Here is a 26,578-nt window from a genome sequence, read left to right on the forward strand (position 1 = left end):
GCGTCAGACCGGATCGCCCGTCAGCAAGCGCCTGGAATAGCGGGTAGCATGGCCCTCCTATTTGGAGGAAGTCAACGTGAATATCGCCATCCGCCCCGCCATCCCCTCGGATGCGGCCCAGATCTATGCCTTCATTACTGAACTGGCCGTGTACGAGCGCGCCGCGCACGAAGTGATCGCCAGCGCAGACGACGTCGCCCGTACCCTTTTTGCCCCGCAGGCGCCCGCCAAGGCGCTGATGTGCCTGGCGGATGGCAAACCTATCGGGTACGCGGTCTATTTCTACAGCTATTCCACCTGGCTCGGCAAGAACGGTATTTACCTGGAAGACCTGTACATCACGCCCGAGCATCGCGGCATCGGGGCCGGACGCGACCTGCTGCGCCACCTGGCGCAAGAAGCGGTGGCCAACGGCTGCGGGCGGCTGGAATGGAGCGTGCTGGACTGGAACAAGCCGGCAATCGACTTCTACGTATCGATCGGCGCGGTGCCGCTGGATGAGTGGGTCCGCTACCGCCTGACCGACGACGCGCTGAAAAGCTTCGCCGAAGGCCGCCGCCAAGCCGCCTAGAACTCGGGTAGGTCGAACAGCGTGTGCAAGGTCGAGCTAGGCACCGGCACGGACGCCAGCAGTTCGTGGCCGTCGTCGGTGGTCAGCACGCGCACGGGGCGCAGCGCCACGCTGGTGCCGTCCACGCTGATGGCGGTTTCCACGTCGGCCCCCTCCTTGATCACGTCAATCACCTCGGACGCCGAGGCCGTGACCGGCTCGGTGACCCAGCCTGGCACGCCCCGCTCGGCCTGGCCCCAGCGCACATAGGCAATGTGCCCGCTGATGGGCTCTTTTCGAACAGCGACGATTACGTAAAAAGACATCCGGGCCTCCCTGTAGTGGTGTGGCCTGGATCGTATAGCAAGCTGCCGTCGATGGCATGCCCGCGCGCGTCAGGGTTCGATATCGATGTCCGCAAAGGATTTCACCAGATCGTCCAGCTGCTTGAGCTGGGTCAGGAAGGGTTCCAGTTTGTCCAGCGGCAACGCGCTGGGTCCATCGCACTTGGCGTTCTTCGGGTCGGGGTGAGCCTCTAGAAACAGCCCCGCCAGGCCCACCGCCATACCCGCGCGCGCCAGTTCGGCAACCTGCTCGCGGCGACCGCCCGAGGCGGCGTCCAAGGCGGAACGCTGCTGCAACGCGTGGGTCACGTCGAAAATCAAGGGCCGGTTGCCGGACACCTTTTTCATCACGCCGAAACCCAGCATGTCGACCACCAGGTTGTCGTAGCCGAAGCTGGTGCCGCGATCGCACAGGATCAGCTTGTCGTTGCCCGCTTCGGTGAACTTTTCAACGATGTTCAGCATCTGGGTCGGGCTGAGAAACTGCGGCTTCTTGATATTGACGATGCGCTGCGTCTTGGCCAGCGCCACCACCAGATCCGTCTGGCGCGCCAGGAAGGCGGGCAATTGCAGGATGTCCACCACTTCAGCAACGGGCGCCGCCTGCCAGGGTTCGTGCACGTCGGTTATGACCGGCACGCCGAACTCTTTCTTGACGGCTTCGAAGATCTTCATGCCCTCTTCCAGGCCGGGGCCCCGGTAGGAATGGATGGAAGATCGGTTGGCCTTGTCGAACGACGCCTTGAACACGTACGGAATGCCCAGCTTTTGGGTCACGCGTTGATATTCTTCGCACGCGCGCAGCGCCAGATCCAGGGATTCCAGCACGTTGATGCCGCCAAACAGCACGAAGGGGCGGTCATTGGCGCAGGGTATCGACGAGGAAATTACGACTTCTGGGGCGGTCATGATGGGAAAATCCTGTAGGAATAAGGCGGGTGACAGTGCGTAATGTACAACCTGCCCCGCCCCGATTTCACCTCATCCGCCGATTTTTCCCCACCGCCCTCAGCGGCTGCGCAGCATCCGGCGCAACACCCCATCGTGCAAGGCGTAATGGTGAACCAACGCCGCCAGCGCATGCACCAAGGCCAACGCGATGATCGTCCACGCCACCGTGTCGTGCAGCCCACCAATGAAGTGGCGCTGTTCGCGGTCGATCGCAATCCACCGGGGCACGTCGAACAACCCGAAGAAAGCAAACGGTTCGCCCTGCGCCCAGCGAAACAGAAAGCCCAGCACGATCTGCGCGGCCATCAACAGGTACAGCAGCCCGTGTACGCCTGTACTAGCCAGGCCCATCAAGCCGGTGGCAGCGGGCGGCAGGCGCCGGCCACCGGTGGACCGCCACACGACGCGCAGCACGAACACCGCGGTGAACAGCAAGCCGAACGAAATGTGCAGCGATTGCAGCAGCCGACGGGTCGGCGTGCCGCGCGGCAGGAAACTCCAGATTTCCGCCAGGGCAAACAAGCCCACGACCAGAAACGCCGTCAACCAATGCAACGCAATCGTCATGCGGTCATAGTGCGATGGGCCGGGGTAATTCGCCTGCAAGGGTGACGTCGTCATCGTAGGGATTTGAGCCTGAAAGGTAACCCCCGAGCGTATTGAGTTCCGACTTACGGTGTCCTGAGCAAGCGCGCCGCATCCCCGCGGCGTTATCACTGGACGCGGCCCGGAACCGTGGCCACAATGACCCGTCGTGGACGGTCAAAGCGCCGTCCAGCATCTGATTGAAGGCGGGCACATGGGTTTTTTCGACACGCTGTTCCGGCGCAGGCCTACGCCGGATCAATTTGCCAAACTGTTCGTGGCGGCGGCTCGCAAGCAAGGCTTCGAGGGCGACCTGACTTACAAGGCCGATGAATTCCGCTTGCTGCTGGGCGAAGGTTCGTTCTTCAACCTGCACAACGCTTATCACGCTTACTACAACACCCGGGGCGCGCAGCAACAGCGCGCCTTGCAGGGTTTCGTCTCGGCCTTGGCCAGCAGCAAGCAATCGACGCCGCAACAGGCCACGGTGGCGCGCCCCATGCTGCGGGCCGTTATCCGCAGCCGCACCGCCCTGGAAGACGTGCGCCTGCACCATGTGCGCACCGAAGGCGACGATTCCGCGTTCCATCCGGCCTACCTGCCCTTTGGCGAGGATTGCGTGGTGCTGCTGGCGCTGGACCACCCAGACGCCATCTCCACCCTGACCAACGGCCCCGAGGCCGCTTGGCAATTGACGTTCGACCAGGCCTTGGCGGTTGCCATCGACAACCTGCGCGACGCGCCGGACGACTTTGCCGAGATTGCTGCCGGCGTCTATCGGGGCGCCTGGGCAGACGGCTACGACATCAGCCGGGCCCTGCTGCCCGACATGATCGAGCGTGTGCCGGTGCGGGGCCGGCCGGTGTTCATGGCGCCTACACGCGACGTGCTGTTGGTGGCCGGCGACAACGATGACGTTGGCTTGGCGAACATGGTGGAACTGGCGCACCAAGCGCTCATGCAAGGGCGGTCGGTCAGCGCGCATATGTACCACTACGAAGATCGGCAACCGCTTCGATACGTGCCGAGCAACCCTGCGCTGGCGCAGCGGCTTGCGCATCTGGAGCGCCTGCTGGACAAATCCGAATACGACGCGCAGAAAGAGGCGCTGGACCATATCCACGAAGAACAGGGCCAGGACATTTTCGTGGCCAACTACAACCTCTTCACCAGCGACGAAGAGCCCGTCATGTCGTTTTCGCTGGCGTCCTGGACGCGCGGCGTGGACACGTCGCTGCCCAAGGTGGACCGTCTTGCGCTGGTGCGCCCAGACGCCGAGGACAACATCGGCGAAGTGCGCGTGGTGTCATGGGAACAGGCCGCGCACCTGCTGCAACCGCTGCTGGCGCGTGAAAAGGGCTACCCGGCGCGCTACCGCACGCAGGGCTTCCCGGAAGACGCGCAGATCGCGCAACTGGACGAAGTGCCGTAGGGGCGGCGGGCTGGATTACCCGTTTTCAGCCCTTAAGCTGCCGCCCTTCCAGGCTCCACAGTTGCGGATCGCTGGTCGACACCCCCACTGCGCCGTGCCTCATGGCCGTGGCAATGTCCGCCTGGTTGCAGACAAAGCCCGACGCCACGATGGGCGGCAGGGCTTTCAGGTCTTGGGGGGCCATGTGCGCCAGCATCGGCGCCGGCATCAACTGAACCAGGTTGGGGTCGCTTTGTTCCAGCGCCTTGACGCTGCGCGGCCAGGTGGAACGGTCGGTCACAAACACTTTTTGCATCGTGACCATACCGGCACGGTTGGCTCGCTGAATGGTGGCCACGCGGGTTGAAACCAGGCTGGCCACGCCGATATCAGCCAGGTATTCCACCCCGCCCTTGTCCTGCGACAGGCCTTCGCAGCTGTCGATATTGACGATCGCGAATTTGCCCGCGCGGTTCAAGGTGGCGATGACCGGCGCCAGCTTGCGCAACTCAACGTTGGCCACGATGCCGATCTCGGCCACGCTGCCCACGAACGTGTTGATTTGCTCAAGCCCATACAGCGTCGCAATGACTGGATGACGCGCCAGGCATGCCCCAAATGACCTATCCATGGTTATCGACTTTCCTGACCATAATGGCGTTGATCGCTCAAGCCCAGCTTGCCGGGATTAAGAATGTTCTGCGGGTCCAACTGGCGCTTGACCGCAAGCAGCACGTTAAAAGCGCTACCCAGCGATTCCTGCATGTACGGCGCCCGCAGCAGGCCCACGCCGTGATGATGGCTGAGCGCCGCATTGTATTTAATCAGCACGGCGTTGGCGGCATCCCATGCAGCGCGATACCACTGGGCGCGCCGCTCCACCTCGACGTCGCCGCGCAACGAAAAATACAGGCAGGCCCCGTCGACGTAAGCATGCGACTGGTGCGCGGAACCCGCCAACGTGCCGGGCACCGCGTTCACCGCCGCCACCACTTCACTGTAAATGGCGGACAGGTCGCTCCAGCGGCCCGACATTTCAAGCGTGTCGGCCACGAACCCCGGGCTGCGCTTGAAGCCCTCGGCGCTCTTGCCCGTCAGATAGCGCGTTTCCAGCCAGCGTTCAAAGATGGCGTCGCCGTCCAGCTTTTCGCCCAGTTCTTCGCAGACGCCTTCGCTGATCTGCATGACGGCGTCCACAATCTGGCGTGCGCCCTCGTCGGCCACCAGCAGCACGTTAAGGTCGGGTCGATTGAACTGCACCCCGCTTTCCAGTTCGTCATACAGCCGCAACGCAGCCGGGTTGGCGCCGCGCTGCATGATCTCGCGGCACGCGTCCAGGCCGATGGCGAATGTCTTGAAACCGTACGCTATGGCGCGGCCGTAATCGGGCAGGCGATGCAGCTTGAGGCGCAACCGCACGATCACGCCCAGCGTGCCTTCAGAGCCGATGAACAACTGTTGCAGGTCCGAGCCCACCGCCGCGCGGGAATAGCCGCCCACCGTGATCAGGCTGCCGTCGGCCAGTACAACGTCCATACCGAACACCATGTCTTCGATCTTGCCGTAGCGCGTGGACAACTGCCCTGCCCCCCGGCAAGCCGCCCAGCCTCCCACCGTGCTGATGCCGAACGACGACGGCCAATGGCCCATCGTCAGCCCGTATTCATTCTGGATGGTCTGTTCAAAGACGTCGCCAAACATGCCCGCTTCCACTTCCACGATCTGGCTTTCGCGGTCCACGCCGATCAGCTGGTTCAGCTGGCAGACGTCCAGCACGATGCCACCGCGCACCGGCAAGGCGGCCCCGGTGACATTGCTGCGCCCCGCCGACACCGTGACCGGGATGGCTTCGGCGTTGGCGTAACGCATGACCGCCTGCACCTGCTGCACCGATGACACCGTCACGATCACCGCCTGCGGCGTAGCAGGCTTGCCGCCGGTTTCCGACACCATGGACCCCGCCCACCAATCGCGCGTCCAGGCGACGACGTCAGCCGTGGCCGTCATGACGTTGTCGGCCACGTGCCGCAGGGCATCGACCTGCGCATCGCTGACGCGCACGGGGTCGCGTTGCAGGCCGGGTTCGGTGGCAGCGCCTTCGTCGGTCAAGGTGGCGGCATAGGCAGGCGGCGTGTGTGCGCCCACGACGTAATTGCCACGGTTGTAGCCGCGCTTGATGGCTTCTTTGCTGATCATTGTTCGTCTCCCATGAGTATGGATTTTTCGTGCTTGATGGCAGCCAGGTAGTCGTTCACCTGCTGCGCGATGGTGGCGGGCGGCAAACCAAGTTCCGCCTGCAAGATCTGTCCGACGCGGCCGGCGGCAAGCGCGGAGGCGTCGCGCGCCATCAGGCGCGTGCGCATGCGCCTGGCCAGCACGTCTTCAACGGTGCCGGCCATTTCATGGCGCACGGCGTAAAGCACCTCGGCTTCGGTGTAGGGCAAGCCGTCGACAATCGGCGTCAGCAAAGCCGGCGACGCCTGCATCAAGTCGCTGACAAAGCGCGCCTCGGTGCCATAGCGTTCGCCCAGATGCGCCGACATGCCGCCGGACGCCACGATGGCTTGCGGGTCGTATCCGGCGGCTCCCAGCAGATAGGCCTTCTTGGTCTGGCAGGCATTGCGCTGCCCCAGCACCTGTTGCGCGGCGTCGATGGTCTGTTCCGCCATATGCCGCGACGTGGTCAGCTTGCCGCCCACTATCGTGACCAGCCCGTCGCCGGACACGCGGATTTCGTGGTTGCGCTTGATCTCCAGCGTTTTGCCCCCGGGCGGCGCCACCAGCGGGCGACAGCCGGCGATGCTGCCCACCACGTCTTCGGCTTGCAGATCGGTCTTGAGCGCCGAGCGCGCGCCTTCCAGCAGGAAGTCCAGTTCGCGCCGCGTGCAATACACGTCGTCCAGGTTTCCTTCGTAGTCTTCGTCGGTGGTACCCAGGTAAGACACGTCGCCCCAGCGCGTGATCGTGGCGCGCCGGCTGCGACCGGGCACGGGAATGGTCACCGTGCAATCGTTGCGGACCTTGATCCAGGGCACCGCCACGTGCACGCCCTTGGCCGGGCGCACGTGCAACACGGGTTCATCGCCTTTTTTCGCCCCGGTCCAATCGCGCAGCCAGACGCCCGTCGCCATGATGACGACCCGGGCGCGCGCGCGGATTTCTTTGTTGTCCGCGTGGATGATCGCGCCATCCACCTTGCCGTGCGTGTCACGCGTGACCTCTACCGCCTTCGCATGATTGGTCACCGCCGCGCCGTGAAAGGCGGCGGTACGCGCCACCGTCAGCGTCAGGCGCGCATCGTCGACGCGGGCGTCGTAATACAGGAAACCGCCCAGCAGTCCGTCTTCCTTGAACGTTGGGCAATGCGACAGCACTTCGGCCGCCGTCAGCTTCTGGTGCAGGATGCCCTCGCGCCATCCGCCTGCCACGTCATACGTCCACAGCAGGCTTTCAAATGCCTTGGACAGGCGCTTGTCGAACACCCCGTCGCGTTCCAGGATGGGAAACAAAAACGGCAGACGCTGCACCAGATGCCGCGCGTTGCGCCGCAGCCGTTGGCGTTCATGCAGGGAATGGCGCACCAAGCCCAGGTTGCCCTGTTCGATATAGCGCAAGCCCCCATGCACCATCTTCGAGGACTTGGACGAGGTGCCCGAGGCGAAGTCGTCCTTTTCGATCAACGCCACGCGATAGCCGCGCAAGGCGGCGTCCAGCGCGGCATAGGCGCCGGTGATACCGCCCCCCACGATCAGGATGTCGAACTGCTCGCTGCCCAACCGATCCAGCTGTTCGTGCCGGTTCAGGCGCAGGGGTTCGGTGCTGGTCATGTCGGCCCGGTCCTTCCTGGGCTTTCTGGATAGCCACCCGATCATTTGTGCAATGCCTCCTGGTTGTCTTGCTTGAACTGTTTGACGTGGCCCAATTCCGACCCCACCCGGGCGTGCCACAAGGCGCGGCGGCGACGACGTTCGTCGGCGTCAACGGCGGGCCGAAACACGGCGTCGGTCACGATGGTTTTGCAGGCCTCGTGCAATGACGGCCACAGCAAGCCCGCCGAGCCCGCCAGATACGCGATGCCGCGCAAGCTGGCGCGATCGGCCTCTTGCATGCGACGAATCGGAATGCCGATCAAGTCCGCTTGAATCTGCAACAAGGGGTCGCTGCGCGACAGGCCGCCGCCCACGACCAGTTCGGACACCCGCACGCCGGAGGCTTGCTCGTCCGCTTCGATGCAGCTGGCCACCGAATGCGCAATGCCTTCCAGAATGGCGTAGGCCACTTCGGCCTGCGTCGTGGCCATCGATACGCCCGTCAGCGACGCGCGGGCCGCGGCTTCCATCCGGGGCACGCGCAGCCCGGTCAAGGCCGGCACGAAGGTCACGCCGTTCGACGCGTTCACCGTTTCTGCCAACGCGCTGATCTCGTGGGCGTCCTTGAACCATTTCAGCTTTTCGCAGACCCAGTTCAATGCCGACCCGGTTGTTGCCACAAAGGTTTCGACCGCGAAGTGCGACACGCCTGACTGACGCCGGGCCGTCATGGTCAACGACCCGTCGGACATGCCGGCTTCCAAGGGAGGTTCGGTGCCGATGACCAGGTCCACGAAGCTGCCCGTGCCATGCACACACATCGCCTGTCCCCGGTTCAGGCATCCCAGGCCGATGGCGCCCGCGTGCTGGTCGCCGGCCGACGCCAGGATTGGCACGTCGATACCCAAGAGCTCCGGACGAGTTCTACCGAAATCATCCGCGTCCTGGCGCAGGGTCGGCAGCAGCTCGTGCGGAAAGCCAAGCTCCTGAATCCACTCCAGGTAGTAACGATGGTCGGCAAGCACGTACGCGCCGGCGGAGGTCGCGTTCGTGGGCGTGGTCACGCATTCGCGCCGCTGCGAAAAATGCCACAGCAACCACGTGTCCACGGTGCCGAAGGCCAAGCGCTTGTCGCGCCACGCCTGGGCAACAAGCGGTGAATCGCGCAGGTGACGCGCCGCCCAGAGATACAACGAGCGCACCCCCACCGGCCGACCGACGCGCTCTCGCAACCGGGCGTCCCATTCCGGCGCCAGTTGGTCCAGTTCGTCGACAAAGCGCGTGTCTTGCCAGACCATGGCCGGGACCAGCGCACGCCCTGTCTGCGTGTCCCACAGCACGGCCGTGGCCCGTTGTGTGGCCAGCGCCAGCGCAGCAATTTCCTGCCCCTCGGCGACCGCTTGTGCGATGGCATCCCGGCAGACCTGGACGGTGCGGTCCAGGATGTCGTTAGCGTCCTGCTCCACAACACCCGGCCGGGGCGAGTCGACATGCAGCGCCACGTATTGCAGGCAAGATACATGGCCGTGCTGAGACACCGTGGCCGCCCGCGTGCCGGACGTGCCCTCGTCTATGGCCAGAATCACTTTGTTGTTTGTCATCGCGAGGCTTTCCCAATGGCGGGGTCCAGGGCAGGCAGCACGGCGTCGTCCTTGAACTGGGGCGCGTCGGCTTCGTTGTCCGGGTTGATGGGGGTGCGGGTGGGGTCCCACTTGATCGTGAAGCAGATGATGCTGGCGATCAGCGGCACGATGGAGAGAATCAGGAAGGTCTTTTCAAGGCCGTAGTTTTCGCGAAACAGCGGAAACACCAGCAGTCCGATCGCGGCCCCCGTGGAGCCCAGCGCGCCGATGATGCCGTTGGCGCCCGCGCGAAGTTCGCTGCGGAACGACAGCGACGACAGGCTCTTGCCGTTGGCCCCCGGCCCGCCCGAATGGAACAGGATGAACAGCGACGGCACCACAACGGCCAGCCACAGCGGCATCTTGCCGTGGAAGGTACCGAGGATCAGCAGCATCAGAAACACCGCGGCAAAGCCGAATGCCGACGCCCGGCGCAGGCCCAGCTTGCGGCCGATGTACGGCGACAGAAAGCCGCCAAAAATGCCGAACACGTTGAACACCAGCGCGCCGATGGTGGCGAAGACGAAGTCCTTGCCGAACAGCGCGGCGCTGATCAAGGGCAGATACCAGCCCACGGCGAAATACTGGATCGACTGGCCGATCTGGACCGTTGCCGCCAGGATGGTGCGCGGCAGGTAAACGCCACGAAAGATCAACAGCACGTTGGCAATGCCGCGCCTGGCCTGGTTGACCACCGGCACACGCTCGTGCATCGGCGCCGCCGCGAACGGCTGCCCGTAGATGCGCGTCATGGCGCGCGCCGCCTGCTCGACACGCTCTTTGCGGGCCAGCCAGATCGGGCTTTCCACCATGTAGCGCATTTGCAGCAGCAGGATCACGACCGCGAAGACGGCGGTAGCCGCAACCGAATAACGCCAGATGGAATCGCCCACATCCCATGAGAAAAACAACAGCGCCAGCAGCAGGTTCGTGCACACGGCCGTGTACCACATGCCCTGCCAGGTATTAAGGCGGCTTTTGAATTTAAGCGGGGTGAATTCGGCCAGGACGGCCATCGCGATGGCGAAGTCGATCCCGTAGGCGGCGCCTACGAAAAACCGGCCGACCAGAATGACTTCAAAGCTGGGTGCAAACATCACCAGCAGCGCGCCGATGACGGCCAGGAATTTTGCGATGACCAAGGGCCGGATCCGGCCCCAACGATCCGCCATCCAACCGCCGATGGGATTGAACGCAATGGCCACCCACGCGGCAAACGAGGTCATCAGCGCGACTTGACCGGCCGCAAGGCCCAGGTCGCGCGTCATGGGCCCCAGCCCCGCGCTTAACGCGGAGTTGGCAAACGCATCCAGGAATAGTCCACCCAGGGCCAGCCACCAGATCAGGCCAGCCCGCCCGGTGATACCGGGGCGTGAGTCGATAAAAGCGATGACATCGTCGATGCCACGTATTTTTACGGTCGATGATTGCACAGTCGTCTCCTCTTGGAATTATTTCTGTAAGAGGTCGACGCAAACTGCGCGCAATAAAAGACCACCCTACAGATGGTCTTTTATCTAAATCTGTGCGGTGACTTTATGGGCTGGGCAGAGGGGTGTCAAGCCTTGCGGGCATCAGGATAAACCCTGTTCCGCGCGGCATATCGGGCTTGATTAACGGAGGCGTTGGGAAAGTATCCAAAGCGCTGGAAAAGTATATGGAACGCGGGGTTTTTATATCTTTTTCTTCTTATTTTTCAATGACTTGCAATAAATATTTAAGCTGTCAAACTACGCCCGCTGTTTGATCTTGGCTTCACCGTGCGGGCCCGCCGATTCCCGGCCCCGCCCCCCCGCCCGATTCCCGAATAACAAAAACACATCGTGGCGCGACGTGGCATACACGCGCGCCATGCAGGCGCACGCCTGTTCGCAATACCCATGTCCATCGCAACCACATCGTTTTACCAAGGAGAAACCCATGCGCTTAATCACCGATCAAGAACTCAGCAATATGTCGACGGAAAACAAGCGTCGTCGCCATCAAGAACTGGACAAGAAATTGTCGGTGGCTGCCGATCGAGGCTGGGCATGCGTGCCGCGCATCGAAGCCAGCCGCGCCAAAGTCCATGCCGCCATCCTGATGGACGTGGAATTGGGCCGCGATATCGAACCCAGAACCGAAAAGCGTCGCGACCGCATCAAGGTCAAGAACTGATAGCGGATTGAACGCCGTTGGTGCACCCCGGGGATGCATTCCGGGGATGCATTCGGGTAGTTAGCTAACCGGGGCACCAACGGCGCCGGCGCCAGGCCATCTACTGTGTGCGGAGGAATGCGGCCAAGATGGGGCTGAAAGACTGCAAATTCTAGTTGTTATGGGCAGTCAATCGGCACCCACCATTCCCGCTAAGCCGTTGATTCAAAAGCGCCTTGCGGGCACTTAGCACGGCCCCTGGGGGCCAAGCAACGGCTTTCAGTTGTATGGTGCGAAGGAGGGGACTCGAAAAGCTAGCATCGGCGCGGCTTCCCGGGGATTTTGGGGCCAATTTGGGGCCACTCGATCAAACTTCGGCGGGCACAATTCCCAGTCCCCTAGCGATTCCCCAGTCGGTCAGCATCGCTCGCCAATGACGCCGTGGCGTGGCCATCCATTTTAGCGGCATGGGGCAACCTCATATACTGGGCGTTCAATAGCGAGGGTTCTATGTGCAGCCACTACCAGACGCTGAAAGACGCCGAATTGCTGCTCAAGAAATTTGGAGTGCGCGAGAAGCCGCCCGCCGTTGGCAAGTACGAAATGTGGCCCAGGTATCAAGGCGTATTCGTGCGCCGCCCCGTGGAGCATGACGCGGGAGACGACGCTGTGCCGGAGCGGGAAGCAGTGGCTGGCCGCTGGGGTCTCATCAGCGCCATGACGAAGCTCGATGGGTTGGACAAAGCTGGCAAGCTCTCTACATTCAACGCCCGCAGCGAGACCGCACCCAAGTCCTTCACCTTTGGCAACGCATGGCGTCGCGCCCAACACTGCATCATCCCGGCGGATGCCATCTTCGAACCCGACTGGCGGTCGGGGTCGGCCGTGCCCACGCGGTTCACGCGGGCTGACGGCGCGCCACTCGGCATCGCGGGCCTTTGGGACCGGTGGTGCGATGCTGCCGGCCAGTGGCAAGAGAGCTACACCATGCTGACCATCAATGCTGACGACGACCCGCTATTCCGCGACTACCACCAGGCGGGCAAGGAAAAGCGCATGGTCGTCATCCTGCCGGAAGGCGCGTACGGCGACTGGCTGACCGCGCCGGCCGCTACCACCCGGGATTTTCTCCTCCCCTTCCCCTCGGACAAGCTCGTCGCCACGCCGATGAAGTGACCCCTTTTTTTGCTGCAATATACTGTATTTTTATCCAGTATTTAGGCAGCAACCTATGCTCTGTACCGTCACCCGCACCCACTGCCTGGGCGAAAAGCGCCCCGACCGCGATCCCGGCCCGACTATCACGGGCACAGTGCGCATGTACTCGATCATGCGCGATGACCTGAAGCGGTACGTCAGGATCATGACGATGGACAGCCTCCAGACGTTCGGCGCATCGCAAAAAGGCGCGATCCCGGATTTAGTTCAACCCGAGCTGCTGACCTTCGGATCTGATCGCGGCATGATGGTCTGCGGCTTTGAGGAGATCGATGGCAAGCGTTACTACCAGGGCTGGTGGATGCAATGGATCGACGGCTGATCTTTCCGCACTCGGACCGTAGTGCCGCAACACTATTGCAAGCGCCGCACGAGCGACGGCATACTGGCCTCCCATTCACCATACTTTTGGAGGGTTCAGCAATGCACTGCGATCACATCCAGAAGCTCGGCGCGAAAGCCGCCCGCGAGGGGTTGACCCTGTGGGACTGCCCATACTTACGCGCTGCCGAAATGCCGGGACATACCGGAGAACGGATCTCGGATTGGGTACTGAAGATCGAGGCATGGGAAGCAGGGTTCCGAAAGCATGTGCGGGCTCGGTCACCCACGGTGCGAGGCCGAGTTCGCGCTCTAGTCGCCGCGAACCGAAGTTCTGCGGTAGTCCTCAGCACGGGCTAGCGTGCGGTAGAACATGGAGCCCACATTGACGAGCCTGGTGCACTCATCAACGCTCAGCCTGTCGCTGATTTCCACAAGGCAGTTGGCGTACTCGGTAAGCACTTGCGCCCAATCATCGAAATTTTGACCGGGGGCAGCGTGGGAGATCATTTTCGCGAGAAGTTCATCACGTAGCATGGCGGGGCCTTTGATTTGCGAGCCGATGCGTCGCAGCAATCGGCATGCCCGCCCGCCATTCAGCGCCCCTCTACGGGGCGCTTTCTATTGCCTAGAGTTTCGCGGCCCTTGTCCATAGGCAGATTGGGGGATACGCCCCGCCCTTCCCTGCATGGTACGAATGAAGTGCCACGGGAAAGCGCTGACCGCCGGCACATGACGTCGATCCCGATGCGGACGTGCAGGCTACAGGAGGGGCAATTTATGGCTTCCGGCTCCCGGTTGTCCGACGTTATCGTCAAACTGCCTGATCGGTCCACATGTCGAGTGGAGCGGCGCCTGGTGATCAAGCGCAGTCCCAATGCAGCGCCAGTTCACCAGTATGTGTGTACTCTTCCCACCGGCGAACCGGTCACTTGGCTTGGCGATGGCAAATACCGGTTGCCCTGCGGCGCCATCGGCATCGCCGTCGCCCACAAAAAACCGTAGGGGCTGGCCGACTAGGGAACGCGCACAGGCATAAACGGTTCATAATTGTCCGCACCTATCAACGCAGGGGCGATCATGGCCTTCTATGCTCAAGAACGAGTGTCCACTTGCGATATAGCGGGCGCCGTGGCCCGCGCGGCGCTAGAAGACATACGCATCAATTCGTTCGCATGTCCGGGGTTACCTGAAATTCGAGTGTTCGAAGCAAGCAAGACCAAGTTCGAAATCACCCTACGGCTGCGCGCGGAAAGTGACACGCTGATCGAGGCATTCGCACTGGGCCGTCAGGAAGCGTTATCCGCCGCGCGAGGGTTTTTGGATGACACGCTTACACCGGAGGCCTTATTGGCCCAGGTCCAAGGAGCAATGGCCTCTTTGGAAAGACAATACAAAGAAGCCGCGCGGGACGCGTAGGCTAGCGCGATCGCGCTTGGCAAGCCTCCAGCTGCGCGGTCACTCTTTGGATCCCGGCCCGGAGGGCGAAATAATCCGATCGAGCACCGGGATCAAGTTCGGCGCGGGCTCCATCACCCACGCGGGCGCCGGCTCCGGTTTGGGGCAATCCACTGCTGGCGGGAGAGCAGGTGGCAGCGACGTGCAGCCGCTGGCGCCCAGCATCAACGTCAGCACGCAGAGCATCGTTTTGTACTTGCGCATTGCGCATCCCTCCGTAGGCGGCCCATTCGGCCTTGGCGTTCCGTTCGTTGATCTGGCCAACCTCGGCCACGCGGCGCTCCAGGATCTCGCGGGCCTGGCGCCGCGACTCGGCGACTCGGGCCGACTGATCGGCCTTCATCGCTGCGACCTCAGCGCCATACCGCCAGCCCTGTACCTTCCACGCAGCGCCACCGGCGACGATGGCGCCCGCCGACAGAGCTGCGGCGTACCCTTTCCAGCCCCCAAACGCGCCCGTCAGCTTGGCCAGCGGGTTCATGGCACCACCTGGGCGACGGCCTGGCGGTAGAGGTCTGGCCAGGTTTGTGGGTGCGGCTTGCCAGGGATCCAGGTGCGCAGGTACAGCGCCCAGGCGGCATCCGCGTCACCCACAGCCGGCAGGCGGCCGGGATCGCTCCATAGAAGCAGACGCGCCAAGCCTGCGGCCAGCACATCGTCGTTTTCGATTGCATCCCAGATAGCCGCATCACGGGCCGGAACGCCGCGCGCTTGATACAGAGCCGCCGCGGCTGCCTTGGTGGCGGCGTGCAAGCGGACGCCATGAACCATGCCCCCGCCCTGCTCTGCCTGCCAGAAGCTCTTGGCCGGCCCGGTCGGGCGCGGCGGGTTGCCCACGATCTGGCGGCGATGCTCGAACCGGCTTTCCTGCAACCCAATGGCCAGCAGCATCACGCGCGCCGCCGGCGTGTCCATCTTGGCTGGCAGCAGCGCCAGCGCCGGGTTGATACCCGTCTTGGTGATCTCGGAGAGGTTCATTGCTTCGGTGTCCTGATGTGCTTGGCCGTCACTGCGGCCACGTAGAAGGCGGCGGACGCAGCGAGGGCAGCATCGCCCGCGCTGGCCCATCCCGCCACGAAGACCCGGCACGCTGCGCCCGTCGCGGTAAGGCAGACTGTGGCCAGGCCGATGCGCTCCAGCGTCGTGTCGTTGATCGACCTCGCAAAGACCGCGAGCGCAGCACCGCCCGCAACTACAAGCCAGCAGACGAATGCCAGCACAGCCCACAAAGTGATATAGATCTTGGTATCCATGTCAGGCTCCTTTGCCGCGAACGCGGTCAAGTACTGCTTGCCACAGGGCACCGATGGGCGCTTCCTGCACGGCCTGCCACATACGCGACATGATCGCCATGCCCAGGAAACCGCAGAGGAAGCCCGACAGGCCCTCGGGAATCCCGAGGAACTGCGCCAGCCACGGCGACCCGTAGTAGGCCAACGCGGCCCCGGTCGCGGCCATGCTGGCCTTCGCCGTCCGCGATCCTTGTAGGAACCGCATAGACACCATCGCGCCAATCACGCCGGCCAGCTTTGCCGCGAGGGCGTCGAAATCTTGGATGTTCAATCGCGTCCCCTATAGACGTAAAAAGGCCCGCTGATGCGGGCCGCTATCCTAAATCTGTGAAAAAGATAAAATCCCCTCCTTCGACAAGCGAGGGCGACATGGCTATCCCCTACCACCGGAAGTTTCCTGTATATGACTTTTGGAAAGGATTGTTCAAAGGCAAAGTGCTGATTCAGCGCAAGCTTTTCGGACATCTCAAGGAGCAGGTGAAGTCGTGGCCGAAGGAAAAGCAATACACACACGGGTATTTCTACCAAGGCCTAGAAGAACTTGGGATTACTGGTGGCAAGCCAACCGGTTTTCGCTTTAAGCAGTACGACGTCGATCAGATTCTGAATAACGCTGACATTCTTGATATCGGCAGTAACGCTGGCTTTGTCGCCGTTTACTGTGCCTGGCGGGCCAAGTCCGTCACAGCGATCGAATTGAACCCGCATCTCAACCGCGTAGCCCGCGACACCGCAAAGCACTTTAAACTGAGCAATATGGAGGTCATCGACGGCGACTTCTCCACGTTCCAAAGCGACCGAAAATACGATGTGGTCCTGTCGTTCTCGAACCACCACACCATCGATGGGAACCTTGACATGGGGTTCGAGAACTACATCAAGCGGATCGTTTCGTTTCTTCGCCCCGGTGGCCACCTCCTATTCGAGAGCCACAATGTTTTCGCGGAAGGGAAAGGCGGAATGGGTGACGATGGCGACATGGAACACAAGGTCGCCATCATGAACAAGTACTTCACCATTGAGCGGTACCGCATGGTGAATTGCTTCCTCAAGCACGGCATCGAAGATCTGGACAAGCTCTTTATCGTCGCGCGCCTCGCTGACGATCCGGAACCCGTCGACTTCAAGCTTCCCGAGGCGATCAAGAAGTACGCCTACTAGGCCGGGGCCAGAACGGTAATCGTGCCGTTCCCGCCCATCGCCTTCAACGCGCCATTTTCCACCCAAAGCTGAACCACCCCAGCAACCGGCGCAATTGGCGTTGTGCCAACACCGATAGCCACCCCGCCAGTCATGCCCGTCCCGGCCTTGGCGGTTGGGCCGATCAGCATGTTCCGCGTCTCCGATGAAGTGAATCGGACGGCTCGCGTCATGCCCCCTGCACCACCCGTTAGGATATCGAGATTGTTCTGGCCGGGGGCCGTGATCCGGGCAGTGGGTGTTGCTCCCCAGTAAAGGGCGAAGCTGCCCGCACCATCCTTTGCTGGATACACGTCACCGTTATCCTTGCGCACGTTCAGGAACGCATTGCACTGTGCCGGGATGCCGAAGCCCGCGAACATCTTCCAGGTGTTGCCGTCGGCGGGATCGTAGCCATGCGACCAGTGGTGGGTGGATCCTTGCTGGTAGCCAAACCACGCAGGTTTCCCATGATTAGACTCGGCGTAAACCCCCATCTCCCCGCCGTCGTTCTCGAACTCAACCCGCACTACTTGGTCAATCGTGCCACGCTTCCAGAAATGGAAGTCACAGGCATAGTCTGACCATTTGCCGCTACCAGCAGGCACTCCGCCGTGGGCGGAGATCCAGTCGGCAGGGTCCTGCATTAAGATGACTTTGTACCCTTGAGGGTCTTGAACCGGTGTGATAATCACGGCGGACTCCGAGTTCGATCAGGCGCGGACCTGTGCCGCGCGTTGGAACAACTGAACGACGTAGTTCTCATCCCAGCCGCGTGCCGTGGCCAATGCGCAGATGGCCGCACTAGAGTTTGAAAACACGGCGGAGGTTTCCAAGGCGAGCTTGTGCAACGGTTCCGCCTCCTGTTCGCCCCACTCGAGGACGGCGCTGAGCTCGTTCAGTTCGAGCAGCGCCCCGAATAGCTGGAAGCGGGACACCTGAATGTCCCTGGCGGGAGAGGGACCGCCCGCACCTGCCGCTTCGTCGCGAACCCAACCCGTTTGATCCCACTTCAGACTGAAGCGGTCTTCAAATTGCGCCTCATCGAGAGGCACAGCGCCGACAGGAACGGCGTCCACGGTGTCATCATTGTGGGCGCTAACAACGCGCCCTTCTTGGTCAACATAAGCAAAGCGCATTTTAAGACTCCTTAATGATTTCAATCGTCGCGTAAACCTCGGACGTGCTCACGTTCACAGGACTTCCCAAACCCGACGACACGGACTCTTGGCAGTAGTGGCGTAACTCGAAAACCTTCGGCGACGTCAATACAAGGCGACCCTGCACGAATGAACGCGTCATCGACGTTTCCCCTGGCGTTGCCGCGAACGACGAAGTGTTTTCCGAGGTACCAAACATGATGCTTCCGCTGTCCGAAACGCTGTAGAGCCGTGCCGTATGAAGGTTGACGCCATTAGCGGGGGAGCTCGCGGAAATCCTGTAGGTGCCCGCAGGCAACGTTATCTGGGACGAAGCCAGGGACGCCCCGGTGATGGTGTTAGCTCGGATCGTATTCAGCGCTCGAACCGAGAACGTGCCAGCGACTGACGCGCCGGCACTCATGCCGACGGCCTTTTCTTCAGTTACCAGCATGTACCCTGTACTGCCTGACGGGAATATCTCTCCCAGGACTATCCACGCCGTATTCGCGGCATTTCGGCGCTTCAACAAGCCCGAAGCAGTGTCCGCCCATTTCGAGAATGGCCAGGCATACGCAGCAGGGTCAGTCGTTCCAGAAAATTCAGTCGCGATTGCCGAAAGTGCAGCGTTTATGGCCGGTATGCCCACGATGCCAGGCAGTGGCGGGGTAGTCGAAAGTTGCGGGTTTGCTTGCATATCAATATCCCTGTGCTATCCAATTAATTCGTCTTTGAACTGCGGTCGAACCGTTCATGATCGCGATGTCGAACCCCTCTTCATCTGTTGTCGTCTCCAGCACTACCGATCGATCTCCGGCCTGAGCATCCAGCACTGTCACCTGCACGTTGGGCCTCGCATGAAACGTCTTCGGGAATGTGACCCGCAACCCAGAAGTCGGCACAAGAACTGCCTCAGCCCTCTGCACCAAATCAGGCACATCAATCGTCCATTCAAACTTTGTGACAAAGGGGATCACCTTTGGATCCGACGTGGCTAGGAGCAAACGAAGGTCGAAGTACCGCGCGTTGATCAGCCCGGGCACATAATCCACCCAGTCGCCCCACTCGCCCGCGACCTGCGCGGAGCGAATCTGTGGGCGCAGCGTGATGGCTTGGCGTGCAGATCCATTCAATAGATCGGCCACCGCCAGCAGATCCGAAGACGTCAACAAGTCATCGTCCACGTTGAACGCCAACAGATCCGTCGTCACATCGATGCGGACCGGGGTAACGAATCCGACGTCTACCTGGTCCGTCCCAGCTATGGCGTACATACCGGATTCGGCCGGCCCACCCAGCCACAACAGGTCCGGTTCCGCAAGCAAATCCGAACTTGCAAGCAGATCTCCCTGAGGCGTCAGCGTGAGAACAGACCCGAAGACAGCAGCGCCTTCCGCAACAGTTCCGTGCCATTCCGGCGCTTCGTCGCGCACGATCAAGACGTTCCGAACAAGCACCGCTCCTGAGATGAGCAATCGGGCGGGCGGCCCATACAGCACTACCCCGCTTGACAGACGGAAGCGAGCCGCGACCCAATACATGGCGTTCCCAACTGCAAGGATGTCCGTACTGTCGGTGGTCGCCACAACACTGGCATTCGTCCACGTGTCCCCGATTCGTATTTCGTAGGCCGGCTCGCGGACATCCGCCACCCTGCGCCAGGTTAGGACAGTGAGGCCGTCTCGAAATACGCTGGTCAGGCCGTTCACCGCGGGCAGGGGGACATTCAACCCCTCGACCACATATTGCTGGCGGTACGGCGTACCGATGCTGAGCTGGTTTACCGGGCGAACGGTTGCGACAATTACGTCACCACTCTTCGCTTGGACCGTCGCCTGACGCTCCATGGTGGTGGTCGGGTTCTGCGGCACACCGTTGATGCTGTAGTTGAGCTGGACTCGATTGGCCGCCGACAAGACCCACCCGATCTGGACGTCGATCAGATCCGATGCGACATTGCGAATGGACTCCGAGAACGTGACGGAAAACACAATGCCGCCCAGCAGCGCGCCATCCCTTGGAGGCGTGTACGCGTACGGATTGGATTCGCTCAAGTAATAGTTGTAATCCTCATCTGTAGCCTCGAATCGGATTCCATCGCCAGCAGGGGCCACGCCAGTTATTTTGAAGCGGCGTCCTGGCGTAGTGATTGGATCAAACTGCCAGGCCCAATCGAACGGCGAATAATCCTCGTACCCTGGGTCGCCGGGCAACGGGAAGCCAGCGAGCGGCGACACAAGCTTGAGCTCAGTGACCTTATCGCCCACTTCCGACACAACGTTGCCGACACGCATGTTTCCGTGGGGGTCACGCAGCAGAATGATGCCGTCACCGTCGGTGGCCACGCCCTGGGTCAGGACAAGCGTCGGCGTGGCGCCCCCGTGCGAACCCGGCGCAAGACGACCGGAGTAGCCCCACACGGTAAGGTCGTGGGAGAAGCTCACCACATCACCGCGCGTGCAAACCAGGCCCTCTACGTCCGTTTCCCAGGTGATCTTACGGCGCCGAAACACTTGACTGGCCGCGATCAAATTCGCCTCTCGGCCCGCCATGTTGCTGTTCGTGCAGCCGTCCAGATCCAATTGAAGCGGATTGTTGGTCGAGGTCGCGCCAGGCACCTTTACTCGCACTTCGCCCATGGTCCAGCCAGCGTCTTTATCGACGAAGTTGACCACGACTTCGTCAACCGTGCCCTCATTAAGATAGGCTACTTTGAATGATCCGGCCTTGATGTTGAATGGCCCGAACATGGCGGTAATTGGGAGCGCTTCGGCGTCCCAGATAACTCCCAGTTTTCCGGTTTGGTAGGACATCGTCGCGCGCCCGGCACGAGCGATGATCTGCAACACCCCGGCAGCGCTCATCTTGCGATCCAGCACATAGTCAAAGGTCAGTTGCTTCTGATCGCACCATGCCGCCCAAGCCTTGATGCCCTCGATGTCAATTTGAGAGTCGCTTAAGCCGCCGCCAAAAATGCGATTCCCAACTGAGCTAAATCCGCCACGGGCGAAGTATAGGAACCACCATGCTGGGTTAGAAGTCGGCAGGAAATCCCACGCCGAGCCGGTCCAGACGGAACACCATGCCGAAGCGATAGCGCTAAACTCGTCAACCGCACCATTCAACTGCCCCGTCGCCTTGATTCGAAGCGCAGCGCGGCATTGACCGGTGTAGTCGGCGGAGTCCCTCTGAAAGGCCAGCATCTGGCTCACAGCAGTCTCGTTCGACTCGCGCGAATCGTTGATGTCCGCCGTTACCTTCATGACCCGGACTTCGTACTGGCCTTCTGGGACTCCCCAACTGATTGCGGCGCGTATGGGTTCCTGCCTGGAACCGAAGAACCGATTCCCTCGTGCACCGGGCGTAATGAGCGGATCCGGCGCCATGCCCTGCCAAGGCTGACCCAATTGATACGGGTGCGGCTTCCATTGCCATTGCCCCGTGCGCACTACCCCAGGCTGATTAGGATCGGGGATCACGAATAAATCGCCCTCAATGTGATCGCCGGGGTTGACACTGCCATACTGGATCTGCGTCTGCTCAGGGAACACAACTGCCGACCAGTAATGCGTGGCAAAGACCGCCTCGATGGTGCCGTACTCCGTCCAGGCGGTGGCGCCGACACGGCGATATTGAACGCGCACGTCTACGGAGCGCGTGGCCATACTGCCGTCATCGTTGACTCGGAACAGCCGGCTGGCAAACTCGATCCAGATATTAGTGACTTTGGCAGGCGTAGTCCTTGATTGCCAGCCATCAGCCTGGGCGATTGCGAACCCCTGGATCGTATCGACGTTTCCAGGGAACATAGACAACTTTCCATCGGGCGCAGACACCTGAAGCTGAACGTCCTGGAAATCCGCGACAGGTGTGTCGCCGATCTTGAAATCACTGAGTGCAATCGAGATACCCTGCAATCCAAAGTGGAAGACTTGATTTAAATACTGGTCATCTCCCATCTGTTGGTTGTAGGGCGACGCGCCCAAGTCTGGAACGATCCGATGCCGACCGAACACCAGCACCATGGGTTCCCAGGGTCGCGGACGGTTGCGGCCGCCCTGAATAGAATAGGACGGGCTGCTTTCGTATTTCTCCCCGGCGCCAAGCTTTGCCGCAGTGGGCAACGGCATAGGGATGAGAGCATTGATGAGAATCGTCCCTCCCAGCATGATGATGCTGCTGCCGATAGCTCCAGCCGTAGCGCCTGTAAACCCCAGTGCGCCCCCAAGTGCGGCACCATAACCCGCGCTCACCACCACAAGAGCGATCAATGCCACCGAACGAAGAATCTTGCTACCGCCACCACCGCCCTGCATCTGGGGCGCGATAAGGACTTGATCGCCTGCCCTCGGGATCAGCCTCGTCCATAGGTTCGTTGGAACCCGTCGGCCGTTATGCCACACGTTCACATGGCGCGATGGCACTTTCAGGGCGACGCGCTCAACATAGCGGCCCAGTGTCTCTCCGGGCAAAAATGCTGCATACGAACAGGCTTTCAAATCTGGACGAAGCGGGTTTTGCAAAACCACAAATGACGGAGCGGGGGTATCGAGGTGTTCTAAGACTTCCACTTATAAAACCCCTCAATTTTGTAGTCGACGACCGTCATGGATCGCAAGCGCTGGCGGATGACGGCGCCGAAGCCCTTGTCAGCATGCAACACCCACCATTCGTTGGCGAGCTTGCACATGACCCCGATGTGGAAAAGGTCGCCACGGGCCTTCAGTAGCACGGGGTGCCCCTCAGCGGGAACATCGACTCTCTCTGCAAAATCGGTTTTCAGGGTCGCTATCTGACGGGCTTGGTCACGGAGGCCAGACACATTCGTGACGGGCAAGCCAGGACGAATTTTCAGAACCTCGAGGGCTACGCGCTCTGCGAAGGCAGCGCAATCGCCTGTTCCTGGGACGTAAGGGACATTCACATATCTATCGGACCAGTGCATTTCAAAATACCCCCGGTGCCGTGGACGGGTCGTATCGCACCGTCACAGCAGATTGCATAAGTGTGTTCTTGAAGCCCAAGCTGCCATTTACGCGCAGATTGCTGATTTCCAATCCGGCCAAGTCCATGGTCATGTCGAACTCCAAGTTGCCCGGGTTGGATCGCAACACCATGAGGGTCCGACACTTGGCTCCCTTCCCTCCCTGGCTGCGCTCCAGCCATTGCGTCAGTTCACGCCCGATGTTGTCGACTTCTAGGCGCGCCTCTGGAACCTGTTCGTCCTGGTCATCAGGCAGCGTCAGGTCAAAGCGGCACGCGAAGAATTTATTCCCCTCGATTTCAATATCTGATGTGTCGTTGACGAAGCGTGCCGGCACCTCTAACTCCGCATGCAGAATCTCGATGGCGATAAGCAGTGGTTCGTCGGCAGACGTGGCCAGGACGTTACGCGCGGCGGCTATGGAAAGTGACCTTGTCATGTCAGCCCACCGTTTCCAGACGAGCCTGGCCAGTCCAAACTACTCCGGGCGACGTCCACGACACATCGCCAGAGACTATGCGCGCTTGCTTGAGCGCGCCGCTTTCGTCGACCCAATTGAACCAGCCAGCGCCGCCCCCAATCTCGTCCGCCATCCAGTCGTCGAACGCATCGCGGTCGCCAACGCTTTGCACCAGTATGGTCACCGCCCTAGTAATACTCGGCGTGGACCAACGAGGCCGCTGCTTGGCGATACCACCGTCCATGTCGGTACGCAAGACGCCGTAATCGGACCGTTTCGAATACCCCGCATCGATGATGCGGGCATAGAGAGGAAAGGTTGCCATTTATGCCGGTTCCTGTAGTTGTCGGCGGAAGCCGCGGTCCTTGCGTGCGCGTGTCAGGACGACGTCACAAACCCAAGCCGACAGTCCAGCGTCCCAACGAGAACCGCTTTGTTGCGCCTCCATCTGTTCGCCGCCTTGATTAATAAGATTGAATTGGATCCGAGGCGCTTCGCCGACAGATCCCCGGCTAGGCGCACTGCTCTTCAGAGGTGTGACGTACCCGCCGCTCGCACCGCTCATGAGGTAGGTTTCCCCGTCTTCCGAGTACAACTCTGGACCAAGCTCGTTTACGCGATAGAGCGAGTTTGCGGCTGTCGGTCCACCCGACGCCCGGGCCCCAGCAACCGATCCCCACGAGGACGGAACACCGGACATGCCATCGACACTGCCGGTCGCAGCCCCGCCCATGCCCTGGTAGCCCGCACTAGCCGTAATACCGCCTGCCGCAGCGCCGGCAACCATGCTGAAGACACTTCCCAAAATCCCAGCGGTGGCTTGGCGTGTAGCAATCCGCGTCATATCAGCGATGATCGATGCAGCGAAGTCCTTGAACGACAGCTTTCCTGTGGTGGCGAACCGGACAATTGCGTCCTCCATGCCTTGGAATGCGTTGGAAAATAAAGCCTTCGTCTGGCCGGCCACGTTCGACGCGGAATCCAGATAATTAGCCAACGCCGAAGTGGCGCCGTTCTTCCAATTGCCCTGGGCCTGCCGCACTTGGTCGAAGTACCCCTGCTGCATCGACAGACGCGCATTCAAGTGTTCTTGCAAGAGCGCCGTCTCGCTCTGATACGTCTCCTGCGAGATCTGCCCCGACGCCATCGACCGGTCAAACTGCGCCTGCTGGCGCTGGTGGTCCCGCAGAATCCCTTGACGTGCGCGAAGCTCCTCCTGCGCACGGTCGCCCAGCCCTACCCCGGCCACCTGGTCGGCATACTGCTGTTGCTCCAAGTCCCGAGTGGCGGCCAAGCTAGCGCGCAGTGCATCTACCTTGGCGGTTTCCTGCTTGGTGCGAAGTTCCTTTTCTGCCGCAACGTTCAGATCCAACTGGCGCCGCAGCAGATCCTGCTGGGCCAGCAGGCTCTTTTGATCGGCCGTGAGGATCTTCTTATCCTTCAGGTCGGCAATCTGCTGCTCGAACTCGGCGCGCTTCTGCCCCCAGGTAGCAAGCTTGTCCTCGCTGCCAATCTGAGCACGCAAGGACGCTTCTGCCTCCCGGTACTGCTGCAATAGCTTGGCTGCGGCGTTCTCCGTGTACGCCTTGACCGCCGGATCCTTGTACTTGTCATTGATCTGGTCGATCAGCTTCTTCTGCGTCTCCAGGGTCGCGCCAGTGAGTTCGGAGTCTTTCTTGACCTGCGCAATCTCCCGCTCGCGCTTCTGGCGATTGGTCTCCGTTTCTTTGGCAAGCGCCGCCAGTCGGGTCGCGGCGGCGATCTTTTCGGCTTCCTGGCGCTTCTGCGATCCCACAATTGCAGCTTGGTCGGCCTGGTCCTGCAACGCTGCGGCCTCAGCGATCAGGCGGCGGCTCTCCTGCTCTAGCGGCCGGGCGCGCCGTCGCGCACCGCGACCGCCGTCCCCGAAGAACGCTTGCGATTCGTCCGTCTGAGGCGTGGCATTGGCGCGCATCTGCACCAGTTCAGCATTGACCGCGCGCAGCTTGCTCGTCAGGTCATCAAAGCTCGGGGCACGCCCCAGGCTCTTCATCGCCTCCCAGGCGCCGGTCGCCCCCTGCTTGACCGCATCCCAGGCGGTTTCTAGCGTGCCCAGGTTTTGCCGCACCTCCTGCGCCTGCTGCTTCACCGCGTCCGCATAGGTGCGTTGTGCAAGCGCAGCGGCTTCCTGCGTGCGCCCTTGCCGCTCAAGGCTGGCGATCTGCTGATAGATTTCCAGCGTCAGGAAGTGCTGCTGTTCGTTCAGGGCTGCAATTGCCTCAGCCGGCTTGCCGCGCAGCGATTCGAACTCTTGCGCCGTGTCCGCAATCGCCTTGCCGGTCGCGCGGTTCATCGCTACCGCTGCGACGCCGACCGCCTCCATGTTTTGGCCGGCGATCTTTCCGGACCCGGCGATAAGGTTCAGCGCGTCCACGGCCTTGCCGCGCGAACCCGCAACGTCGGCAATTCGCGTGGCGAGGTTCGACATTCCGGCGGCGGTCTGACCGACCGCATTGCCGCTCAGAATCAGAGTCTTGGTGAACTCGGGCAGCTCGCCTTTGCCGGCCACGATAGCGGTGGAGAACAGCGCCACAGCGCCTGCCGCGACGGTCCACGGATTCACCAATCCTAGAATCGTGCTGCCGAGCGCCCGAGCTGCCGGCACGATGCCGCCGAACATATCCTTCAGCTGACCGCCCTGCTGGAGCAACACCGTAAGGGGCTGTTGGCCGCCCTGCAACGACACAACGATGTCCGTAAGTTGTGCCGGCACGCCGCGAAGCGCGGCAGACTGCTGGGCGGCACTGACCCCGTATTGATTAAGCTGCTTGCCCGCCGCAGCAGCTGCTGTCCCGGTCGCTGCCAGCTTGGTCTTGAGCTCATCCAAGATCGAAGTCGGCACGCCACGCAGGGCCGCGTTGTATAGGATCTGCTCCTTTCGGGTCATCCCTATGGTGTTGACCTGGTTCACCAAGGCGTCAACACGGCGCCGCTCCACAGCGGCCAGCTTCGTGTAGTCCGCTTGCGCGGCCTGCGACATATCGCTGGTGCCGCGCTTGGCCGAAGCAATCGCGGCGTCAAACTGCGAGGTATCGACAACAATGTCTAGCCGCGCAGTGCCAATGCTTTCCTGTGCCATG

28 protein-coding genes are annotated in these 26,578 nt (G+C 61.5%); 8 read left to right on the forward strand and 20 right to left on the reverse strand.

Annotated features, from left to right (window positions below; translation table 11 throughout):
- Positions 1-76 precede the first annotated feature (76 nt).
- The gene (locus DVB37_RS16135) at positions 77-571 is read left to right on the forward strand and encodes a GNAT family N-acetyltransferase (RefSeq protein ID WP_046805839.1); all 495 of its coding nucleotides are present in this window, start codon (positions 77-79) and stop codon (positions 569-571) included.
- Here the strand turns inward: DVB37_RS16135 and DVB37_RS16140 are convergent.
- From DVB37_RS16140 to DVB37_RS16150, 3 genes are all read right to left on the reverse strand, one after another.
- Complete coding sequence (locus DVB37_RS16140; RefSeq protein WP_046805814.1) at positions 568-876, reverse strand: carbohydrate isomerase; 309 nt, start codon at positions 874-876, stop codon at positions 568-570. The two genes, DVB37_RS16135 and DVB37_RS16140, sit on opposite strands and share 4 nt — an antisense overlap.
- A 69-nt stretch (positions 877-945) precedes the next feature.
- The gene (gene kdsA, locus DVB37_RS16145) at positions 946-1,803 is read right to left on the reverse strand and encodes a 3-deoxy-8-phosphooctulonate synthase (protein ID WP_046805815.1); all 858 of its coding nucleotides are present in this window, start codon (positions 1,801-1,803) and stop codon (positions 946-948) included.
- A 99-nt stretch (positions 1,804-1,902) separates the two neighbouring features.
- Positions 1,903-2,466, reverse strand: a complete 564-nt coding sequence (locus DVB37_RS16150) for a cytochrome b (RefSeq protein WP_046805816.1) — start codon at positions 2,464-2,466, stop codon at positions 1,903-1,905.
- A gap of 133 nt (positions 2,467-2,599) precedes the next feature.
- Here DVB37_RS16150 and DVB37_RS16155 point away from each other — a divergent pair, with 133 nt between their 5' ends.
- Positions 2,600-3,862, forward strand: coding sequence for a hypothetical protein (locus tag DVB37_RS16155; protein WP_240433894.1), 1,263 nt, complete (start codon positions 2,600-2,602; stop codon positions 3,860-3,862).
- A gap of 25 nt (positions 3,863-3,887) precedes the next feature.
- Here DVB37_RS16155 and DVB37_RS16160 read toward each other — a convergent pair whose 3' ends face one another.
- Genes DVB37_RS16160 through DVB37_RS16180 form a run of 5 tightly spaced genes read right to left on the reverse strand, consistent with a single transcriptional unit; the run spans position 3,888 to position 10,705 of the window.
- A complete protein-coding gene (locus DVB37_RS16160; protein ID WP_104145005.1) occupies positions 3,888-4,472 on the reverse strand; it encodes a glycerol-3-phosphate responsive antiterminator in 585 nt (194 codons plus the stop codon).
- A gap of 2 nt (positions 4,473-4,474) precedes the next feature.
- On the reverse strand, positions 4,475-6,037 hold the full coding sequence (locus DVB37_RS16165) for an FAD-binding oxidoreductase (protein ID WP_120156173.1): 1,563 nt from the start codon (positions 6,035-6,037) through the stop codon (positions 4,475-4,477).
- Positions 6,034-7,713, reverse strand: a complete 1,680-nt coding sequence (locus DVB37_RS16170) for a glycerol-3-phosphate dehydrogenase/oxidase (RefSeq protein WP_120156174.1) — start codon at positions 7,711-7,713, stop codon at positions 6,034-6,036. Before DVB37_RS16170 ends, DVB37_RS16165 begins: the two co-directional genes overlap by 4 nt.
- Positions 7,710-9,251, reverse strand: coding sequence for an FGGY-family carbohydrate kinase (locus DVB37_RS16175; protein ID WP_120156175.1), 1,542 nt, complete (start codon positions 9,249-9,251; stop codon positions 7,710-7,712). The genes DVB37_RS16170 and DVB37_RS16175 overlap by 4 nt, the downstream gene beginning before the upstream one ends.
- Positions 9,248-10,705, reverse strand: a complete 1,458-nt coding sequence (locus tag DVB37_RS16180) for an MFS transporter (protein WP_120156176.1) — start codon at positions 10,703-10,705, stop codon at positions 9,248-9,250. The genes DVB37_RS16175 and DVB37_RS16180 overlap by 4 nt, the downstream gene beginning before the upstream one ends.
- A 487-nt stretch (positions 10,706-11,192) precedes the next feature.
- On the opposite strand from DVB37_RS16180, the gene DVB37_RS16185 reads away from it, so the two are divergent.
- From DVB37_RS16185 to DVB37_RS28385, 5 genes are all read left to right on the forward strand, one after another.
- Positions 11,193-11,429 (forward strand): toluene tolerance protein, encoded by a 237-nt coding sequence (locus DVB37_RS16185; protein ID WP_104145000.1) that lies wholly within the window; start codon positions 11,193-11,195, stop codon positions 11,427-11,429.
- A 489-nt stretch (positions 11,430-11,918) separates the two neighbouring features.
- Positions 11,919-12,584, forward strand: a complete 666-nt coding sequence (locus DVB37_RS16190; RefSeq protein ID WP_120156177.1) for an SOS response-associated peptidase — start codon at positions 11,919-11,921, stop codon at positions 12,582-12,584.
- Between the two features lie 55 nt (positions 12,585-12,639).
- A complete protein-coding gene (locus DVB37_RS16195) occupies positions 12,640-12,948 on the forward strand; it encodes a hypothetical protein (RefSeq protein WP_240433895.1) in 309 nt (102 codons plus the stop codon).
- Between the two features lie 101 nt (positions 12,949-13,049).
- The gene (locus DVB37_RS28880) at positions 13,050-13,307 is read left to right on the forward strand and encodes a CrpP-related protein (RefSeq protein WP_120156178.1); all 258 of its coding nucleotides are present in this window, start codon (positions 13,050-13,052) and stop codon (positions 13,305-13,307) included.
- Positions 13,308-14,027: 720 nt separating this feature from the next.
- Positions 14,028-14,366 (forward strand): hypothetical protein, encoded by a 339-nt coding sequence (locus DVB37_RS28385; protein ID WP_162941224.1) that lies wholly within the window; start codon positions 14,028-14,030, stop codon positions 14,364-14,366.
- 1 nt (position 14,367) lies between these two features.
- Here the strand turns inward: DVB37_RS28385 and DVB37_RS16215 are convergent, their stop codons facing one another.
- The 4 genes from DVB37_RS16215 to DVB37_RS16230 are packed head-to-tail and all read right to left on the reverse strand — an operon-like array spanning position 14,368 to position 15,968.
- Positions 14,368-14,886 carry a lysis system i-spanin subunit Rz gene (locus DVB37_RS16215; RefSeq protein WP_120156181.1) on the reverse strand — a complete coding sequence of 173 codons (519 nt, stop codon included), beginning with the start codon at positions 14,884-14,886 and terminating at the stop codon, positions 14,368-14,370.
- Positions 14,883-15,383: a hypothetical protein gene (locus DVB37_RS16220; RefSeq protein WP_120156182.1), complete on the reverse strand. Its 501-nt coding sequence runs from the start codon at positions 15,381-15,383 to the stop codon at positions 14,883-14,885. Before DVB37_RS16220 ends, DVB37_RS16215 begins: the two co-directional genes overlap by 4 nt.
- Positions 15,380-15,658 (reverse strand): hypothetical protein, encoded by a 279-nt coding sequence (locus DVB37_RS16225; RefSeq protein ID WP_120156183.1) that lies wholly within the window; start codon positions 15,656-15,658, stop codon positions 15,380-15,382. The genes DVB37_RS16220 and DVB37_RS16225 overlap by 4 nt, the downstream gene beginning before the upstream one ends.
- 1 nt (position 15,659) lies before the next feature.
- Positions 15,660-15,968 carry a hypothetical protein gene (locus tag DVB37_RS16230; RefSeq protein WP_046806235.1) on the reverse strand — a complete coding sequence of 103 codons (309 nt, stop codon included), beginning with the start codon at positions 15,966-15,968 and terminating at the stop codon, positions 15,660-15,662.
- 98 nt (positions 15,969-16,066) lie between these two features.
- Here DVB37_RS16230 and DVB37_RS16235 point away from each other — a divergent pair, with 98 nt between their 5' ends.
- Positions 16,067-16,858, forward strand: coding sequence for a bifunctional 2-polyprenyl-6-hydroxyphenol methylase/3-demethylubiquinol 3-O-methyltransferase UbiG (locus DVB37_RS16235; protein ID WP_120156184.1), 792 nt, complete (start codon positions 16,067-16,069; stop codon positions 16,856-16,858).
- Here the strand turns inward: DVB37_RS16235 and DVB37_RS16240 are convergent.
- The 8 genes from DVB37_RS16240 to DVB37_RS16275 all read right to left on the reverse strand — a co-directional run bounded on the left by DVB37_RS16240 (position 16,855) and on the right by DVB37_RS16275 (position 26,577).
- Entirely contained in the window at positions 16,855-17,571 is a 717-nt protein-coding gene (locus DVB37_RS16240; RefSeq protein WP_120156185.1) for a hypothetical protein, read from the reverse strand. The two genes, DVB37_RS16235 and DVB37_RS16240, sit on opposite strands and share 4 nt — an antisense overlap.
- A gap of 18 nt (positions 17,572-17,589) precedes the next feature.
- Positions 17,590-18,015, reverse strand: coding sequence for a hypothetical protein (locus DVB37_RS16245; RefSeq protein ID WP_120156186.1), 426 nt, complete (start codon positions 18,013-18,015; stop codon positions 17,590-17,592).
- A gap of 1 nt (position 18,016) precedes the next feature.
- Entirely contained in the window at positions 18,017-18,712 is a 696-nt protein-coding gene (locus DVB37_RS16250) for a hypothetical protein (protein ID WP_162941225.1), read from the reverse strand.
- A gap of 1 nt (position 18,713) precedes the next feature.
- Positions 18,714-22,586, reverse strand: coding sequence for a host specificity factor TipJ family phage tail protein (locus tag DVB37_RS16255; protein ID WP_240433896.1), 3,873 nt, complete (start codon positions 22,584-22,586; stop codon positions 18,714-18,716).
- Complete coding sequence (locus DVB37_RS28715) at positions 22,574-22,747, reverse strand: hypothetical protein (protein ID WP_240433897.1); 174 nt, start codon at positions 22,745-22,747, stop codon at positions 22,574-22,576. The genes DVB37_RS16255 and DVB37_RS28715 overlap by 13 nt, the downstream gene beginning before the upstream one ends.
- 214 nt (positions 22,748-22,961) lie before the next feature.
- Positions 22,962-23,438, reverse strand: coding sequence for a DUF1833 family protein (locus tag DVB37_RS16265; protein WP_120156189.1), 477 nt, complete (start codon positions 23,436-23,438; stop codon positions 22,962-22,964).
- Position 23,439: 1 nt separating this feature from the next.
- Positions 23,440-23,784, reverse strand: coding sequence for a hypothetical protein (locus tag DVB37_RS16270; protein WP_120156190.1), 345 nt, complete (start codon positions 23,782-23,784; stop codon positions 23,440-23,442).
- Positions 23,785-26,577: a phage tail tape measure protein gene (locus DVB37_RS16275; protein ID WP_120156191.1), complete on the reverse strand. Its 2,793-nt coding sequence runs from the start codon at positions 26,575-26,577 to the stop codon at positions 23,785-23,787. It lies immediately after the preceding gene.
- Between the last annotated feature and the right edge of the window lies 1 nt (position 26,578).

This window comes from Achromobacter sp. B7, from assembly GCF_003600685.1.
Lineage (GTDB): Bacteria > Pseudomonadota > Gammaproteobacteria > Burkholderiales > Burkholderiaceae_B > Achromobacter > Achromobacter spanius_B.